The organism is Actinokineospora sp., assembly GCF_052390155.1.
In the GTDB taxonomy this organism is placed as follows: Bacteria; Actinomycetota; Actinomycetes; order Mycobacteriales; family Pseudonocardiaceae; genus Actinokineospora.
The window spans coordinates 13,759-29,419 of record NZ_JBQTHF010000043.1; the positions used below are offsets into that span (position 1 = coordinate 13,759).

Sequence of the window (15,661 nt, forward strand, 5' to 3'; positions counted from 1 at the left end):
GCTATTGACCTTGACCCCGAGGCGCGGTTGGATCGGCGAGGCCGTTGTGGATAACGGGGATCCCCGAACGGACTACCCGATCGGCCACCTCGGAACGAGAGGTCTATTTCAAGTGGACAGTGGTACTCCGGCGCAACCCGCAGCCAGATCGCCCATGCCCGGCACGGTCGACGTCATCGATTGCACCCTGCGCGACGGGGAGCAGACGCCGGGAGTGTGGTTCACCGTCGAGGAGAAGGTCACCCTCGCGCGATTACTCTCCGACGCGGGCATCCTGGTCCTCGACGCCGGATTCCCCGCCTCCTCCGGCGCGGACATCGAGGCGATGCAGGCCATGCGGCACAGCGGACTGCGCGCCAGCATCGGCGCCACCGCGCGGCCGCTGCGGCACGACATCGCGGCCGCGGCCAAAGCCCAGGCCGACGAGGTCTTCCTCTTCATGCCCACCAGCGATCTCCGGCTCCGCGAGACCCTCGGCATCACCCGCGACCGGGCCGCCGGGATCATGCGGTCCGGCGTGGACGAGGCGCTGGGCGAGGGCATGGGCGTCAACATCGTCTTCGAGGACGCCACCCGGGCCGACCCGGAGCACATGGTGCGCCTGGTCGACGAGGTGTGCCTGCCGGGCATGGTGTCGCGGCTCATCCTCGCGGACTCGGTCGGCTGCGCGCACCCGACCAGCATGCGCGCCCTGGTGCGGACGCTGGCCGAACGACTCGACCCGGGCATCGACATCTGCACCCACGCGCACAACGACTACGGCCTGGCCACGGCCAACACGCTGGCCGCGATCGAGGCGGGCGCCCGCGCGATGACTTGCACCGTCAACGGAATCGGCGAGCGCGCGGGCAACGCGGACCTGGCCGAGTGCCTTGCATCACTGACGCATCTGCACGGCGTCGAGCACGGCGTCGACCCGACGGCGCTGCCGGAGCTGTCCCGCTATGTCGAACGGATCAGCGGAATCCACATGAGTGCCACCAAACCCGTGACCGGGTTCAACGTGTACCGGCACGAGTCGGGCATCCACGTCGACAGCATGCTCAAGAACGTCCGCAGCTACGAGGTGCTGCCGCCGTCCTGGGTCGGCACCGAGCGGGCCTACGTGCTTGGCAAGCACAGCGGCACCTCGCTGATCAGACACCTGCTGGCGCACAAGGTCGACGGCGTCAGCGCGGGCCGCGACCTGGACGACGACACCGTGCACCTGCTGCTCGACCGCGTGAAGTCCATTGTGGACACTCTGGACAAGTCCGGGCACGAGAGCGCGTTCCGCGCCAAGGAAGCGTTCACCTCGGCCGCGCTGTCCGGGGTCGCCGCGGAGGTCGTGTTCGCCGAGTACCAGCGGCTTCCGGCGAAGGGGCAGGCGTGAGCGAACCAGCGTCACCGGGCGGCCGCGGCATGGGCGGGCGCACGATCAGCACCAAGGTGATCGACGCGCACAGCGTCGACGACGACACCGCGGGCGTGTTCCGCAAGGTGTGGGTCGACGCCGTGCTCGGCCACGACGCGACCACCGCGCTGCTGATCGACGACTTCGAGCGGCGCGGTCTGTCCATCTGGGACCGTGACCGGGTGCTGCTGACCAACGACCACTTCTCCCCGCCCGCCACCGCGGAGCGCGCGGACATCTCGCACAAGTTCCTCACCTTCGCCCGCGAGCAGGGTGTCCCGAACCTGATGCTCGACCGCGGCATCTGCCACCAGCTCCTGGTGGAGCACCGGCTGTGCCAGCCGGGCGGACTGGTCGTCGGCGCCGACAGCCACACGATCATGGCGGGCGGCATGGGCACCTGCGCCACCGGCATGGGCGCGACCGACATCCTGTTCACCCTGGCCACCGGCACGACCTGGCTGCGGCTGCCGGAGACGATCGCCGTCCGGTTCCACGGCGCGCTGCCCGCGCGGTCCAGCGGCCGCGACGTCGTGCTGGAACTGCTGGCGATCCTCGGCGAGAGCGGCGCGCAGTACCGCTGCCTGGAGTTCCACGACGAGTCCACGACCCGGCTCGCGCAGGACGACCGGTTCGCCATCTCGAACATGGCGGTCGAGATCGGCGCGAAGTTCGGCGTCTTCGTGCCGGACGAGGTCACCGTCGACTACTGCCTCGGCCGCGACGGCACGATGCTGGGCACCCTCGTCACCCCCGACCACGACGCGGTGTACGAGCGCGTCATCGACATCGACCTGACCGGCCTCGGCGCGCGGGTGGCCAAACCGTGGTCGCCGGGCAACGTCGTGCCGATCGGCGAGGTGGAGCCGGAGCGGATCACCTCGGCGTTCATCGGCTCGTGCGCGGGTGGCAGGCTCTCCGACATCCGGGACGCCGCAACGGAAGTGGCGGGAAGGCAGATCCACCCGGAAGTACGGTTCGTGGTGATCCCGTCGTCGGTCGAGGTGTTCAAGCAGGCATTGCGCGCGGGCTACGTCGAGACGCTCACCGAGGCGGGCGCGCAGTTCAACCATTCGAGCTGCGGCGCGTGCGGCGGGATCGACAAGGGCGTGCTCGGCGGGAACGACGTGTGCGTCTCCAGTTCCAACCGCAACTTCCGCGGCCGGATGGGACATTGGGAGAGCCGGACCTACCTGGCGAGCGCGCGTACCGTCGCGCTCGCCGCGCTGCACGGGCGGATCGGCCCGGACCTCTACGAGCACGGAGCCGCCGGATGAACGAGATCACCGGCCGCGTCTGGCTTTTCGGCGACGACATGAACACCGATGTGATCCACCCGCCCGCGTTCTTCAGCCTCGACCCCGAGAAGGTCAAACGCGGCCTGTTCCACGGCTACGATCCGCGGATCCAGGCCGAGGTCGCACCGGGCGACATCTTCGTGGCGGGAAAGAACTTCGGCTGCGGGTCGAGCCGGGAAACGTCGATCCGGGCGATCAAGCTCAACGCGGTCGGCGCGATCGTCGCGGTCGACTTCGGCCGGATCTTCTTCCGCAACGCGACGAACAACGGGTTGCCCTGCCTCACCTTCGCCGATCCGGCCGACCTCGCGGCGCTGCGCCAGGGCGTGCGGATCACGGTGAATCCGGTCAAGGGGACCCTGGTCACCGAGGATGGCGTCCACATCGGACTGACCATCCCCGGTGAGTTCATCCAGGAAATCTGGGCGGCGGGCGGATTGCTCAACCTGCTGCCCGGGTGATCACTCGGCGACCGGGCCGTCGGTCCACAGGTCGCGGGCGAGGCCGCGGCGGTGCTGCCACAGGGAATTCTTGTCCCGGAAGCCGACGATGCCCGCGTACTGGTCGGCGTCGGCGACCTGCCAGGCGCCGTTGACGGCGCCCGTCAGACCTGCCGACAGTTTCTCGAACGCCTGCGCCGTCTTGAGATCGGCCTCGATGCCGCTGTCGATGATGAACTTGAGCTGCCGCACCGCCTGCTGGTTCTTGCTCAGCAGCACGCCGACCAGCTCGTCGACGGCGGTGTCGAGCAGTTCGTCCGCGACGACCCGGTTCCACAGGCCGAGTTGCGCGGCCCTGGCCGCGGGATGCAGCGCCCCCAGCAGGTTGACCTCCTTGGTCATCCGGCGCCCGATCAGCCGCGCCATCCTGGTGGTGCCGCCCCACCCTGGGGTGATGCCGACGTCGACCTCGGGCATGCCCCACTTCGCGCTCGCCGCCGCGACCACGAAGTCGCACGCCATGGTGATCTCCAGGCCGCCACCGACCGCGTAGCCGTCGACCCGCGCCACGGTGACCTTGTCGAGCTGCTCCAACGTGTCGGCCATGTGCTGGTAGCCGGTCACGCGGCGCATGACCTCGTTGGCGTTGCCCCAGCGGTGCATCTCGGTGATGTCGTCGCCCGCGCAGAACGTGCCGCCCGCGCCCTGGATGACGAGCACCTTGGCGCTTGTGCTGTCGCGCACCCGTTCCAGCGCGTGGATGAGTTCGTCGGACAACCGGATGGACAGCGCGTTGCGCGCCAGCGGCCGGTTGAGCGTGATCCGCGCGATCGGCCCGTCCTCGGTGAACACCAGGTGCTCGTAGGGCGGGGTGACGCGGTGCGCCGAGGGAGCGGGCGCGGCGGCGGTCTCGATGTCGGTCAAGGCGTCTCCTTCACGCGGGCAGGCGCAGACGCAGGATCGCGTCGCCGGTCAAGGTGCTGACGTAGAGCGAGTTCCCGTGCCGGACAACGGCACTGACAGTGTCCACACGCGACGGTGGGCCCGCGAAGTAGCGGACCGGGCGACCGGCCTGGTCGAGCGCGATGACCGCGCCGCGGCCGGGCTTGCCCTCGGCGATCCGCTCGGGGCCCGCGACGGCGGTGGCGGGCAGCTTCGCGATGATCCGCTTGAGTCCGGGCCGCGGGCTGATCCGGTCGAGGGTGGCGTCGCGGCCCTGGTAGAGCCCGACCCACAGCACGCCGTCCGCGTCGTAGCGCATGTTGTGCGGGAGGCCGGGGAGGTTCTCGGCGAAGGTGTCGATCCGCCCGGCGTCCGGGCCGGTGAGCCACAGCCGCGCGATCCGGTACCGGTACTGGTCGGCGACGACGAGGAACCGACCGCCCGGCTCGATCGCGTTGCCGTTGGCGAAGGACAGACCGTCCACCACGGTCCACGCCACGCCGGTGGCCGGGTCGAACGCGACCACGCGGCCGTAGTTGTTGGCCTCCAGCGCCTCGAAGACGCCGTTCCAGACCCCCGGCCGGTCGCTGCCCTCGCTGAGGTAGAGCGTGCCGTCGGCGGCCTCGCTCACGCCGTCCGGGCGGACGAACGGGCGGCCGTCGATGGGCGTGCCGAGCGGCAGCAGCGTGCTCACCTGGCCCGCCGGGCTCACCAGCAGCAGGCCCTTGGACCAGTCGCAGACGACCAGGCTGCCGTCGGACCGCAGCGCCATGTCGACGGGGCTGCCGCCGGTCTTGGCGTGGTCGACCACGCGCGGGGTCTTGCCGGTCACGTCGATCCTGACGATCCGACCGTCGCCGAAGCTGCTCGCGAACAGGGTGCGGCCGTCCGGGGTGAGCACGAGGTCTTCCGGGCCGCTGACCTGCCCGGCGGCCAGGATCTCGGCGTCGGCGAGCGTCCGGTTCGGCGCGAGCACGCCCACCATCGCGGGGGCGGGCGGGGGCTGCCAGCCGCGCGGGTCGATCGGGGACGGCGCGAGCAGGAACGCGGCGAACCCGGCGACGGCGACGATCGCCCCGGCCAGGACCAGCCACGTCCCCACGAACAGCCCGGCCAGGGTGGCGAGGATGCCGACGAGGCCGACGCCGAGCAGCAGGGGGTAGCGGTGGGCAGGCGCGGGCTCTCCCACCTGCGGTTTGTAGTGCGTGTGGACGGGCGCTGAGTGCGCTCGGGACCTGGTCGTGGGCACGTCGACTCCTACTGGGTTTACTTTTACTACTGAGTCACTGTAGCGGGTCGGTAGTAAATTGCAACTCAGTCGGGCCGGCCTAAACTCGCGGTCGTGGCGGACACCAATGGCAAGGACTCGGCGGGGCGCGACCCCGACTCGGTGGCGGCGGCCTTAAGTCAGGTGGGCGACCGCTGGACGTTCCTGCTGCTGCGGGAGGCGTTCTTCGGCGTTCACCGGTTCGTGGACTTCCAGCGCAACCTCGGGGTCGCCCGCAACCTGCTCTCCGAGCGGCTCGGCCAACTCACCGCCAACGGCATCCTGGAGCGGCGGCTCTACCAGACCCGGCCGGAACGGCACGAGTACCGGCTCACCGACAAGGGCCGCGACCTCTTCGGCGTCACCGTGGCGATCATGCGGTGGGGCGACCGCTGGCTCAGCGACACCCCGCCGCTGCTGCTCACCCACGCCGAGGACGGCGGCGCGGTCGAGCAGGAGCTCCGCTGCGCCGACTGCGGCCAGGTTCTCACCGCCCGCGATGTCCGCTACGCCCACACGAACCCGCCCTAAGTGTCCACACGGGACAAACCGTGCGCCACGTCGGGCGGCGCGATCAGCTCGACGCGACGATGATCGAGCTGCGCACCGCCGGTAGGACGCCGAACCGCGGTGCGAACCCGGACGAAGGAGTCCCGTCATGACCGAGCCGCGGTACGACGACCTGACCGCGATGTTCATCAACTGCACGCTCAAGCGCTCACCCGAGTCCAGCCACACCCAGGGGCTGGTCGACGTGAGCGCGGGCATCATGCGCAAGCAGGGCGTCCGGGTCGACGTGGTGCGCGCGATCGACCACGACATCGCGACCGGGGTGTGGCCGGACATGACCGAACACGGCGCGGCAAACGACGAGTGGCCCGCGCTGTACCAGCGGGTGCTGGCCGCGGACATCCTGGTGATCGCGGGCCCGATCTGGTTGGGGGACAACAGTTCGGTGACCAAGCGGGTCATCGAACGGCTCTACGCCTGCTCCAGCCTGCTCAACGAGCAGGGCCAGTACGCCTACTACGGGCGCGTGGGCGGCTGCCTGATCACCGGCAACGAGGACGGCCTGAAGCACTGCGCGATGAACGTGCTCTACAGCCTGCAGCACCTGGGCTACAGCATCCCGCCGCAGGCCGACTCCGGGTGGATCGGCGAGGCGGGCCCTGGTCCGTCCTATTTGGACCCGGGCTCCGGCGGGCCGGAGAACGACTTCACCAACCGCAACACCACGTTCATGACCTGGAACCTGCTACACCTGGCCCGGCTGCTCACCGACGCGGGCGGCTTCCCGGCGCACGGAAACCAGCGCGGCGAATGGGACGCGGGCTGCCGGTTCGACTTCGAGAACCCGGAATACCGCTGACCGTCTCGGCTACCGCCGCCGGTCAGTCGGCGCCGCGCCAGGTACGCCACAGGGCCCGGGCAGGCCGCTCCTTGGCAGGGACCGGCCGGCTGGGACCGGTCGCCGGGGAAAGCGGTTATCTTCGGCGGCCTTCGGCCGGGGCGCCCCGCCGATGGAGCGAGGGAGTCGGGGATGGTCATTCGCTCGAAGGGAGTCCGCCGCGCGATCATCGGCGGTCTGGCCGCGGTACTGGTGACCGCGGCCCTGTCCGGTTCGCCGACGAACGCCGCGCCGGGTAAGCCGGGCGCGAGTCCGGCGGCGTGCCTCAACGAGCAGGAGGCCGCCTTCCTGAAACTGATCAACGACTACCGCCGCAAGAACGGGGTGCCCGCGGTGGCGGTGAGCAAGGCGCTGAACGAGGCGTCGTACCTGCACAGCAAGGACATGGCCGACAACGACTACTTCGACCACGACAGCGAAGACGGCCGCTCACCGCAAGACCGCATGGAGGACCGGGGCTACGACACCGACACCGCCACCGGGGAGAACATCGCGGCGGGCTACGAGACCGCGAAGAAGGTGTTCGAGGCGTGGCGCAAGTCATCCGGCCACAACCGGAACATGCTCAAGCGCGACTACAAGGTGATCGGCATCGGGCTCGCCAAGAACGGCTCCAGCGAGTACGGGGAGTACTGGACCACCGACTTCGGCGGTGACGCCGACGCGGCGCCGAACTGCGGGTCGAGCTAGACCTGGGGCGCCACGGAGTCCTCGTCCGGGCGGGTCGCGCGCTGGGGAGGACCGCTCTGCACCAGGCGGGTGGCCAGGTGCAGGGCCAGGCGTTCGTCGGCGTCGTTGAACTCGACGGTCAGCAGGGAGCGGATGCGGTCGAGCCGCTGCAGGACGGTGTTGCGGTGCACGCCGAGCACGGCGGCCGCGGCGGTGGCCGATGACTCGTTGTCGAGGTAGCACGACAGCGTGTGCACGAGCTGGCCGGAGGCGTCGGCGACGGTGAGCGGACGCAGCAACTGGTGGGCCAGGTCGTGTTGCAGGCTGGTGACGTACCGGTTGGCCAGCAGGCGTTTCACGTTGTCGGTGCCGATGTGCTCGACCGCGCCCGCGGTGTTGCGCGCGCTGGCGAGCAGACCCGCCTGGTGCGCCTCCCCCAGCGAGCGGCGCAGCCCGAGGGTGCCCTCGTCGGCGGTGCCGACGCCCGCGCACAGCCGCAGCCCCGGGTAGTCGCGCTCGGCGTCGAGCAGCGCCCGGTGGACCGACCGGAGCAGTTCGGCCTCGGCGGCGACGTCCGGCGGGGACTCGGTGGTGGTCCACAGCGACCAGCCGTCGCCGTGGGTGATCGGGTCGGCGGGCAGGCCGTGGGCGAGCAGGCACTCGTGCAGCCGGTCGCGCATGGCCGCGGCGGCACTGCCGCGGCGCGCCATCACATGGATCGCGGTGTGCCAGCCGCCGAGGCGCCAGCCGACCGCGGTGGCCTGCTCCACAACCGGTCTTCGCGGCGACTCGGCCTCGTCGAGCAGCCGGGTCAGCAGCGCCTCGTGCTGCTTGCTCTGCCGCTCCAGGCGCACCGCGGTGGTAGCGAGGTAGGCGACGAACGCCCAGGTCGCCACGCCGAGCGCCTGGGTGGCCGCGCGCACCCGGGCCGCGGGCGACACCGGCACCAGCGCCACCAGCCACAGGTTCGCCGGCCCGCCCGCGGTGAGCTGAACCGGTTGCGCCACAAGCAGATCGTCCTCGCCCGCCGAACGCACCCAGGGCGCCGGGCGGGCCGCGGACAGCCGGGCGGTGGCGCCGTCGACACCGAGCAGCGCCTCGGCGGGCAGGTCGCCCGCGAGCACCCGCCCGGCCGGGTCGACCAGGCCGACCGGGTGGCGCAGCGTGCGGGCCAGCACCCGCACCATCTCGTCCGGGTCGGCGCCGACGCTGCGCAGCCGGTGCGCGACGACGCTGAGCATCCCCCCGTCGCCGACCTCGGGGTCGCGCACGAAGCGGTCCATCGCGGGCACGAGCTGGTCGGGCTGGGCGTGGTCGACCAGCACCAGCGCCACCCCGGACTTCTCCGCCAGCGACCGCGTGGCCAGCGACAACGGGCTGGGCGGCCGCTGCAGGACGAGCCCGGCGGCCTGGCGCTGCGCGGCGAGCCGGATCGCCAGGTCGGTGCTGACGTCCTCGGCGCGCAGGTGCGAGCGGCCGAACACGACGAGCGCGAACGGCGACACCTCGGCGACCGCCGACGCGCCCGGGGCGGCGGTCACCGAGCTGACCAGCGTGCTCAGCGCGCGCTCGGTGGCGAACACGACCTGGTCGGTGAAGAAGCCGACGGACAGCAGATGACTGAGCATGACCGACATTGCCACCGCTCCTCGGTTCCGCGCGATCTCAGGCCGCGCTCACGACGCTCGGTGATCGACGTTCGCGCGATAGGTCGGGTGATCAACAGCCGGATGGGTGACATACACGGTCACGGTGCCGGCCGAGATTTCCCTTCCACTTCTGGACAACGACGGACTCAGCCCCGTGGTACGGGTCGCTTTAGGACCACTCGTTCGGCCGATCGGCCAGGCGTCCATACACGATCACCCAGTGTGTTCGCAAGGTACCGTTCGGTCGGTGGCGGGGCCGTAGTCGATGTCGTAGCCGAACCGCCGGGGGCCCGCGGCGGCGAGGCCGTCCGGCAACCGCCACCGGGGGTCCGCGGGCAGCGTGAGCACGTGCACGTGCTGCCCCGGTTCGAGGTCGCGAGAGGACACCGGCAGCCATGACGCGGTGTCCACCACGCAGATCAGGTCCGGCACTGTCACGCTCACCAGGCCGTCCTCGGAGGCGACCAGGTTGCCGTGCTGGAAGTCCAGCCGCAGCGTCCGCGCGGACTCGGGCGCCTCGACCGTCGCCGTGCCGCGGACCCCGCCGGTCGCCGAGTCCCGCGCGACGTGCGTGACACAGCCGGTGAACAGCGGCCGGACCGCGGTCGGCGAGCGGCCGCGCAGGGCCGCGCCGAGTCCGAGGCAGTCGCGCAGCGCGCCCTCGGCCGCCAGCCTGGCGCACTGGGCGCCGGTCATCGGGTACGCGCCGAGCACCACCGGGCCCGGCATGGCCGCCGCCGCGGCCGCCGCGAGCCGGTGCGCGGCGGTGTTGTCCGCGGTGCGCACCGCCACCACGTCCGCGCCGCCCACCAGAACCGGCTCGGCCACCAGTCCGCCGAGCGCGAACAGGGTGAGGTCGACCCGGCCGAAACCACGGCCCTGGCCGTCGCCGTCCACACACGACAGGCCCAGCACGGCGGCGACGTGCACCGCGGCGAGCGCGCCCGTGCCGCCCGCCTCGATCGGGAGTACCGCCGCGCAGCGCCGCCCGGCCCGGTCCTCCGCGGCCCGCACCAGCGCCCGCACCGCGCCGTCGCCTGGCCAGTCGAGTCCCGCGTCGCGGACGTCGACCGCGAGCACGAGCGCGTCCGGGGCCAACTCGGCGGGCGCGACCAGCCGCACCGGGCCGTGGCGGGCGAGGGCCGCGCGCACCGGCCCCGCGGCCCGCCAGGGCGCGGCGGCCCCGGCGGCGAGCACGCCCGCGCCGTGCACGAGATCGTCAACCAGCCCCGCCTGGACCTGATCCACCGGCGCGACGCCCCACCGACGACGTCGGCCGCGGGCCGATCCTGACTCGGGCACCGCTCAGATCATCCCCTCGCGCATCGCGAACGCGACGGCGTGCGCCCGGTTGCGGAGCTGGAAGCGGCTCACCACGTCGTGCAGGGTGTTCTTGATCGTGCGCTCGGAGTAGGACAGCTCCTGGGCGATCTCGCGGACCTCCATGCCCTGGGCGATCATCCGCAGCACGGCGGCCTCCCGGTCGGACAGTCCGGTGAACCGCAGCCCCTTCGGCGCGAGCACCTGGTTCTGCAGCCGGTTGACCTGGTCGAGCAGCCTGCCGAGCAGCTTCGGCGAGAGCACCCCGCCCATCCCGGCGGCCTGGCGCACCGCGGTCACCAGCCGCTCCGGGGTGGCCTCGGCGCGCGCCACGAGCCCGCACGCGCCCGCCTCGATCGCGGCGAGCAGCGCGCTGTCATCGATCGCGGAAAGCACGCAGATGATCTGCCGCAGGCCCTGGCCGCGCAGTTCGCGGACCAGGCGCAGCGCGGTGTCGTCGACCACGTCGCTCACCGCGACGCACACCACTTCCGGCTCCTGCGCCGGGTGCGACACGAGGGTGATCTCCGGGCGGGCGCGTAACTGCGAGCTGACGCCGGTCTCCAGGATGGGGTCGGTGGCGGTCACGTAGACGGGGATGCGGTGGATCATCGTCTCGCCCCTCGGGCTCGGTGGTGTGCGGTGTCACAGTCAGTCTCAGCGACTGACTCAACACACACTCAACGTGACCGAACGTGACTGAGACGGGTGACGTCAGCGGACCAATGCCGCAGTGAATACCCCGGATGGAGTACATGCGTCACGCGCGTTGCCACAGGTGACCGCGAGCGTGACCAGCTCACCGGGTGCCACCAGCGGTGCCTGGGTGGGCCGGAAGACCAGCGCGTCGGTGCCGTCGCGGTCGACGTCGGCGAGATCGACGGTGGCGAGCACCCGCGTGCCGTGCCGGATCTGCACCTGGCCGACGTCGGCGGCGGGGTTGCGCAGCACCACCGAGGTCACGCGGTGTCGCGGCCCGGGAGGCACCACGTAGGAGAACAACTGCGGCCCGCCGCCGACGCCCGGGAACGCCTGGGCGCGGATGGTGAACGTGGTGTTGACCGCCGAGCCCGCACCGCCGCCACCGCCCCCGGAGGAGTTGTCGGCGCCGCCCGCGCCGGTCGCCCCGGCCGCGCGGGCGGCCCCGCTCGGCGACCCCGCGGTGGACGGCACCGGCGTGCTGCTCGGCGGCACGGACGAACTGGACGGCGTCGACGTGGGCGTCGCGGTCGGCGCGGGACCCGCGATGGACACCGGCCGCTGGCGCAGCAGCGTGGTCACGATGACCACGATCAGCAGCAGCAGCGCCAGCAGGATGGAGAACAGCCAGAAGAACCGGCGCGGGATCAGCGGACTCTGATCGAGCGCGGCGTCGATCTCGATCGGCTCGCTCGCCGGCACGATCACCTTGACCTGGAACGGAAGGATCCGGTTCGGCCCCTTCCAGAAGTACTTCTTCGGCCGGGCCAGCACCCGGACGAAAGTCGCCGTCCCCGGTTCCAGCCGCGGCGCGTGCGGCCGGATCTTGAACGTCAGCCGGTTGTCCGGGTCGGTCGCCGTCACCTCGACGCCGTGCTGGTGGTTGCCCAGGTTGTCCACCGCCAGGGTGTGCCTGCCCTTGCGCCGGGTGTAGGAGGTGACCGGCACGATGCCCGCGTCGACGTCGGTGAACGGCTCGACGGTGACCATGCCCTCTTGGACCACAGAGCCCGCCGGGTCCTCCCGCGAGGCCACCTGCAACGCGAACGGGTGCTCGCCCGCGAGCACCTCCGAGGTCCGCGGCGGCGCGAACGTCAGCTCGACGGTCACTTCCTGATGCGGCATCAGGTTGACCCGGCCCGGCTTGACCTCGGTCCAGTCGTCCACGTCACCGCGCACGGTGAACACGAACTGGTCGACGACCGCGGAGTTGTTGCGGATCAGCACATGACAGCGCGCGGCGCCGCCCGCGGCGACGGTCACCGCGGTCGAGCGGAGCATCGCGCTGACGGCCATGGATCCCAGCGTGGCCGGACGCGGGCGCGCCGTCAGCGCGGGTCCAGCCAGTTCCGGGGCCACCGAATCACTGACCTCAAGGGCAACGCGCCTGCCCCAGGCGCCCTGGACAGGTACGCACATCGGTGGCCCGGTAGTGCTGTGCGAGTTGCCCTGGCCAAGTTGCGCCTATGGGCGTTTTGCCCCGTGACACCGGGCCCGGCGGTCGCGACACTGCGCCGGTGTCCCCGCATCCGGTCAGATCAGCGCGCGCCGCCTCCCGGGATCGCACCCCCGGGACGGTGCGCCGGGAACACCTGATCGCGAAGCTGGACGCGGTGTCGGCGGCCCGGCTGCGGCTGGTGGTGGGGCCCGCGGGGGCGGGGAAGTCCGTGCTGCTGCGCCAACTCGCCGGGTATCGGGCCGAGCAGGTGGTGGTGCACTGTCCGGTGGGGACGGACCCGGCGGCGTTCGGCCGGGAGCTGGTGGCGGCGTTCGGGCCGGTGCTGCCCTCGGCTGCCAGTGATGTCGACGGGGTGCTGGCGGACCTGGCGCGAACGGACCGCGACGTCGTGGTCTACATCGATGACGCGCACCGGCTGGCGGGTGGTCCCGGGGAGGCCGTGCTGGCCCGGTTGCTCACCGACTCGGCGCCGGATGTGCGGTTCGTGGTGGCGACCAGGGACGCCCGGGTGCCGGGCACCGCGGCGGTGCCGGGCGGAATCCACCGGATCGGCTACCGCGACCTGCGGCTGCGCACGTGGGACGTGGAGGAGCTGTTCGAGTCGGTGTACCGCAGGCCGCTCTCGCCGGAGACCGCGGCGGCGCTGTGCGCGCGGGTGGAGGGCCTCCCGATGGCCGTGCGGCTACTGCACCTGGACACCATGCTGCTCGCCCCGCACGAGCGGGAGGCCGCGCTCGCCACGCCGCTGGCCGGGTCGGAGCGGCTCACCGAGTTCCTGTCGCGCGAGGTGCTCGGCGCGCTCCCGGCGCCGCTGCGGGACTTCATGGTCGACGTGAGCCCGCTGGGCGTGCTCGACGGCGCGCTGTGCGACGCGGTGCTGGACCGGCGCGACAGCGGCGACGTGCTCACCGAGCTGGCGGCGCGGCAGGCGCTGACGTTCCGCACGCGGCCAGGCGGGTCGACCTACCGGTTCCACGTGCTGCTGCAGCAGTTCCTCGAACAGCGCCTCGCCGAGCACCGGGGGACGCATCTGACCAGGCAGACCTACCACACCGCGGCGACCCACCTGGTCAGCGCCGGGCACTGGGCCGAGGCGTACCGCTGCTACGCCCGCGCCGACGACTGGGTGGCCACGGCGAGCGTCCTGCACCGCTTCAGCGCGCACCGCGGCGGGCTGCGCGCGTCGGCGTCGGTGCCGGGCACGCTGCTCGACGACGACCCGTGGATGGCGCTCGCCGAGGCCCGGCGGCTGCGCGGCGAGGGCAGGCTGGCCGCCGCCCACGACCGCTATCTCGACGCCGAGGACAAGCTGCCCGACCCGCGGCTGCGCTGGCAGTGCTCCCTGGAACGCTCCGGGATCGCCAGGTGGATCACCGGCGGCGACGGCGACCCACTGGTGGACGACGTGTCCAGGCACCTGGCCGCCGCCGTGCACGGGCATCCGGCGAAGCTGCTGGCCCGCGCGGTGCCCGCGGCAGGCCCGGACTGGGCGCTGGGCCGGGCACTGGCCGCGATGCTCGACGGCAGGCCCGACCAGGCCATCGCGCTGGCCGAGCCGCTCACCACGGACCCGACGACGTTCGTCTCGCTCGCCGGGCGGCTGGTCGTCGCGGTGCTGGAGGCCACGACGCACTCGCGCGGCACACTCGCCCGGTTCACCGGGCTGGCCACCGACGCCGAGGCCACCGGCTGGCTGTGGCTGGCCAGGATCGCGCGCGCGGGCACCGCCCTGCTCGACCCGGAGGCCTGCACCGACGCGCAGGCGATCCTCGACGAGTGCGAGGAAATCGGCGACGAGTGGGGGGCGCTGATCACCGCGAGCCTGCTCGCGACCGGCCTGCTGCGCGCAGGCAGCCAGACCACGGCAGGCGTGCTGTGCCGCGCGGTCTGGCGCGCGCGACGGCTCGGCGCGCGGGTACCGGAAACCTGGCTGCGCCTCGTGCTCGTCGACGAACTGGTCCGGCTGGGCGACCCCGACGCGAGCAACGAGCGCGCCGAGTTGGACCGGCTGATCAAGGCCACCGTGCTGGACCGCGCGAGCAGACACGGCACCGAACTGGTTGCCGCGCTGCGCGTCCCGTCCGCCACGAACCGGCCGCGGCTCGCACTTGCGCAACCCGTGCCCGAGCCGGAGCCGCCGGTGGCCGTGCGCTGCCTCGGCCGCTACGAACTGGCGGTCGCGGGCACGCCGGTCGACCTCGACCCACTACGCGCCCAAGCCCGCCGCGTACTGCGGGTGCTGTCGATGCACTACGGCCAACCCCTCCACGAAGAGCGGCTGGTGGCGGCACTGTGGCCGGACGCGCCGCTCAAGCAGGCCAAGCACCGGTTGCAGGTCGCCATCTCCAGTTTGCGCGCGCTGCTGCGGACTCACCTCGCGGGCATGGGCGAGTTCGGCGTGATGCGGCACGGCAGTGCGTATCTGTTGCTGCTGCCGCCGGGGAGCACAGTGGACGTCGCCGACTTCGCCGCCGCGGTGCGTCAGTGGCGCGATAGTCGGCATACACAGGACCGTCCGACGGTGCGCGCGCTCGGGCATCGGGTACTCGACCTGTATCGGGGAGAACTACTCAGTGAGGAAGGACCCGCCGAGTGGGTGCTGGCTCGGCGTGAATCGATGCGGGGGGAGGCGGCGGGGGTGGCCGCGGCGTTGGCCAGGATCGAGCTGGATCGGGGGGATGTGGCGGCGGCCATTGAGGTGTGTGATCGGGCGTTGACGATTGATGAGCTCGACAATCGGCTGTGGGCATTGCTGGCCGAGGCTCGGCGGCGGAGCGGGAATACGGCGGCGGCGTTGCGGACTCAGCAGGCTTATCGGGATCTCCTCGCTGAAGGGTGAGGGGGCGCGGGAGCGCGCATAGATTGGTGGGGGCGGGGCGGATTTATGGTGTCGCGTCTCGCTGTAAGGGCGGCCCCCTTCTCGGAACGGTGGCCCTACCGACCTGACTTCTCTCTCCCACAGCTTTCTCCACCTTGCCCCCCACTTCTCCCACACTCCGCCCCTTCCCTCACCACCCCTTCCCTCACCACCCCTTCCCTCACCACCCCTTCCCTCACCACCCCTTCCCTCACCACCCCTTCCCTCACCACCCCTTCCCTCACCACCCCTTCCCTCAC

The 15,661-nt window shown here is 71.8% G+C and carries 13 protein-coding genes; 7 read left to right on the forward strand and 6 right to left on the reverse strand.

Annotated elements, in window-relative coordinates:
• Nucleotides 1–154: 154 nt before the first annotated feature.
• Genes ACT4N7_RS16030 through ACT4N7_RS16040 form a run of 3 tightly spaced genes read left to right on the forward strand, consistent with a single transcriptional unit; the run spans nucleotide 155 to nucleotide 3,152 of the window.
• Complete coding sequence (locus ACT4N7_RS16030) at nucleotides 155–1,372, forward strand: LeuA family protein (RefSeq protein ID WP_444829528.1); 1,218 nt, start codon at nucleotides 155–157, stop codon at nucleotides 1,370–1,372.
• Nucleotides 1,369–2,670 (forward strand): 3-isopropylmalate dehydratase large subunit, encoded by a 1,302-nt coding sequence (locus ACT4N7_RS16035; RefSeq protein WP_444829529.1) that lies wholly within the window; start codon nucleotides 1,369–1,371, stop codon nucleotides 2,668–2,670. Before ACT4N7_RS16030 ends, ACT4N7_RS16035 begins: the two co-directional genes overlap by 4 nt.
• Nucleotides 2,667–3,152: a LeuD/DmdB family oxidoreductase small subunit gene (locus ACT4N7_RS16040; RefSeq protein WP_444829530.1), complete on the forward strand. Its 486-nt coding sequence runs from the start codon at nucleotides 2,667–2,669 to the stop codon at nucleotides 3,150–3,152. Before ACT4N7_RS16035 ends, ACT4N7_RS16040 begins: the two co-directional genes overlap by 4 nt.
• Here ACT4N7_RS16040 and ACT4N7_RS16045 read toward each other — a convergent pair whose 3' ends face one another.
• Nucleotides 3,153–4,055, reverse strand: coding sequence for an enoyl-CoA hydratase/isomerase family protein (locus ACT4N7_RS16045; RefSeq protein WP_444829531.1), 903 nt, complete (start codon nucleotides 4,053–4,055; stop codon nucleotides 3,153–3,155).
• Between the two features lie 10 nt (nucleotides 4,056–4,065).
• Entirely contained in the window at nucleotides 4,066–5,262 is a 1,197-nt protein-coding gene (locus ACT4N7_RS16050; protein WP_444829532.1) for an SMP-30/gluconolactonase/LRE family protein, read from the reverse strand.
• Between the two features lie 153 nt (nucleotides 5,263–5,415).
• Between ACT4N7_RS16050 and ACT4N7_RS16055 the strand changes: the two genes are divergently transcribed.
• The 3 genes from ACT4N7_RS16055 to ACT4N7_RS16065 all read left to right on the forward strand — a co-directional run bounded on the left by ACT4N7_RS16055 (nucleotide 5,416) and on the right by ACT4N7_RS16065 (nucleotide 7,438).
• A complete protein-coding gene (locus ACT4N7_RS16055; RefSeq protein WP_444829533.1) occupies nucleotides 5,416–5,871 on the forward strand; it encodes a winged helix-turn-helix transcriptional regulator in 456 nt (151 codons plus the stop codon).
• Between the two features lie 127 nt (nucleotides 5,872–5,998).
• On the forward strand, nucleotides 5,999–6,709 hold the full coding sequence (locus ACT4N7_RS16060) for a flavodoxin family protein (RefSeq protein ID WP_444829534.1): 711 nt from the start codon (nucleotides 5,999–6,001) through the stop codon (nucleotides 6,707–6,709).
• A gap of 171 nt (nucleotides 6,710–6,880) precedes the next feature.
• Nucleotides 6,881–7,438, forward strand: a complete 558-nt coding sequence (locus ACT4N7_RS16065; RefSeq protein ID WP_444829535.1) for a CAP domain-containing protein — start codon at nucleotides 6,881–6,883, stop codon at nucleotides 7,436–7,438.
• Here the strand turns inward: ACT4N7_RS16065 and ACT4N7_RS16070 are convergent.
• The 4 genes from ACT4N7_RS16070 to ACT4N7_RS16085 all read right to left on the reverse strand — a co-directional run bounded on the left by ACT4N7_RS16070 (nucleotide 7,435) and on the right by ACT4N7_RS16085 (nucleotide 12,381).
• On the reverse strand, nucleotides 7,435–9,054 hold the full coding sequence (locus ACT4N7_RS16070) for a PucR family transcriptional regulator (RefSeq protein WP_444829536.1): 1,620 nt from the start codon (nucleotides 9,052–9,054) through the stop codon (nucleotides 7,435–7,437). The two genes, ACT4N7_RS16065 and ACT4N7_RS16070, sit on opposite strands and share 4 nt — an antisense overlap.
• Before the next feature lie 225 nt (nucleotides 9,055–9,279).
• Nucleotides 9,280–10,314, reverse strand: a complete 1,035-nt coding sequence (locus ACT4N7_RS16075) for a DUF917 domain-containing protein (protein ID WP_444829537.1) — start codon at nucleotides 10,312–10,314, stop codon at nucleotides 9,280–9,282.
• Nucleotides 10,315–10,371: 57 nt separating this feature from the next.
• Nucleotides 10,372–10,998: a response regulator transcription factor gene (locus tag ACT4N7_RS16080; RefSeq protein WP_444829538.1), complete on the reverse strand. Its 627-nt coding sequence runs from the start codon at nucleotides 10,996–10,998 to the stop codon at nucleotides 10,372–10,374.
• A gap of 102 nt (nucleotides 10,999–11,100) precedes the next feature.
• Nucleotides 11,101–12,381, reverse strand: coding sequence for a COG1470 family protein (locus ACT4N7_RS16085; protein WP_444829539.1), 1,281 nt, complete (start codon nucleotides 12,379–12,381; stop codon nucleotides 11,101–11,103).
• A gap of 281 nt (nucleotides 12,382–12,662) precedes the next feature.
• On the opposite strand from ACT4N7_RS16085, the gene ACT4N7_RS16090 reads away from it, so the two are divergent.
• Nucleotides 12,663–15,383: an AAA family ATPase gene (locus ACT4N7_RS16090; protein ID WP_444829540.1), complete on the forward strand. Its 2,721-nt coding sequence runs from the start codon at nucleotides 12,663–12,665 to the stop codon at nucleotides 15,381–15,383.
• The last annotated feature ends 278 nt before the right edge of the window (nucleotides 15,384–15,661 follow it).

Bases quoted from the DNA above. Each gene is read 5' to 3' on its own strand.
- ACT4N7_RS16030 (WP_444829528.1), top strand. From the start codon at position 155: ATGCCCGGCACGGTCGACGTCATCGATTGCACCCTGCGCGACGGGGAG.
- ACT4N7_RS16040 (WP_444829530.1), top strand. From the start codon at position 2,667: ATGAACGAGATCACCGGCCGCGTCTGGCTTTTCGGCGACGACATGAAC.
- ACT4N7_RS16060 (WP_444829534.1), top strand. From the start codon at position 5,999: ATGACCGAGCCGCGGTACGACGACCTGACCGCGATGTTCATCAACTGC.
- ACT4N7_RS16065 (WP_444829535.1), top strand. From the start codon at position 6,881: ATGGTCATTCGCTCGAAGGGAGTCCGCCGCGCGATCATCGGCGGTCTG.
- ACT4N7_RS16070 (WP_444829536.1), bottom strand. From the start codon at position 9,054: ATGTCGGTCATGCTCAGTCATCTGCTGTCCGTCGGCTTCTTCACCGAC.
- ACT4N7_RS16080 (WP_444829538.1), bottom strand. From the start codon at position 10,998: ATGATCCACCGCATCCCCGTCTACGTGACCGCCACCGACCCCATCCTG.
- ACT4N7_RS16085 (WP_444829539.1), bottom strand. From the start codon at position 12,381: ATGGCCGTCAGCGCGATGCTCCGCTCGACCGCGGTGACCGTCGCCGCG.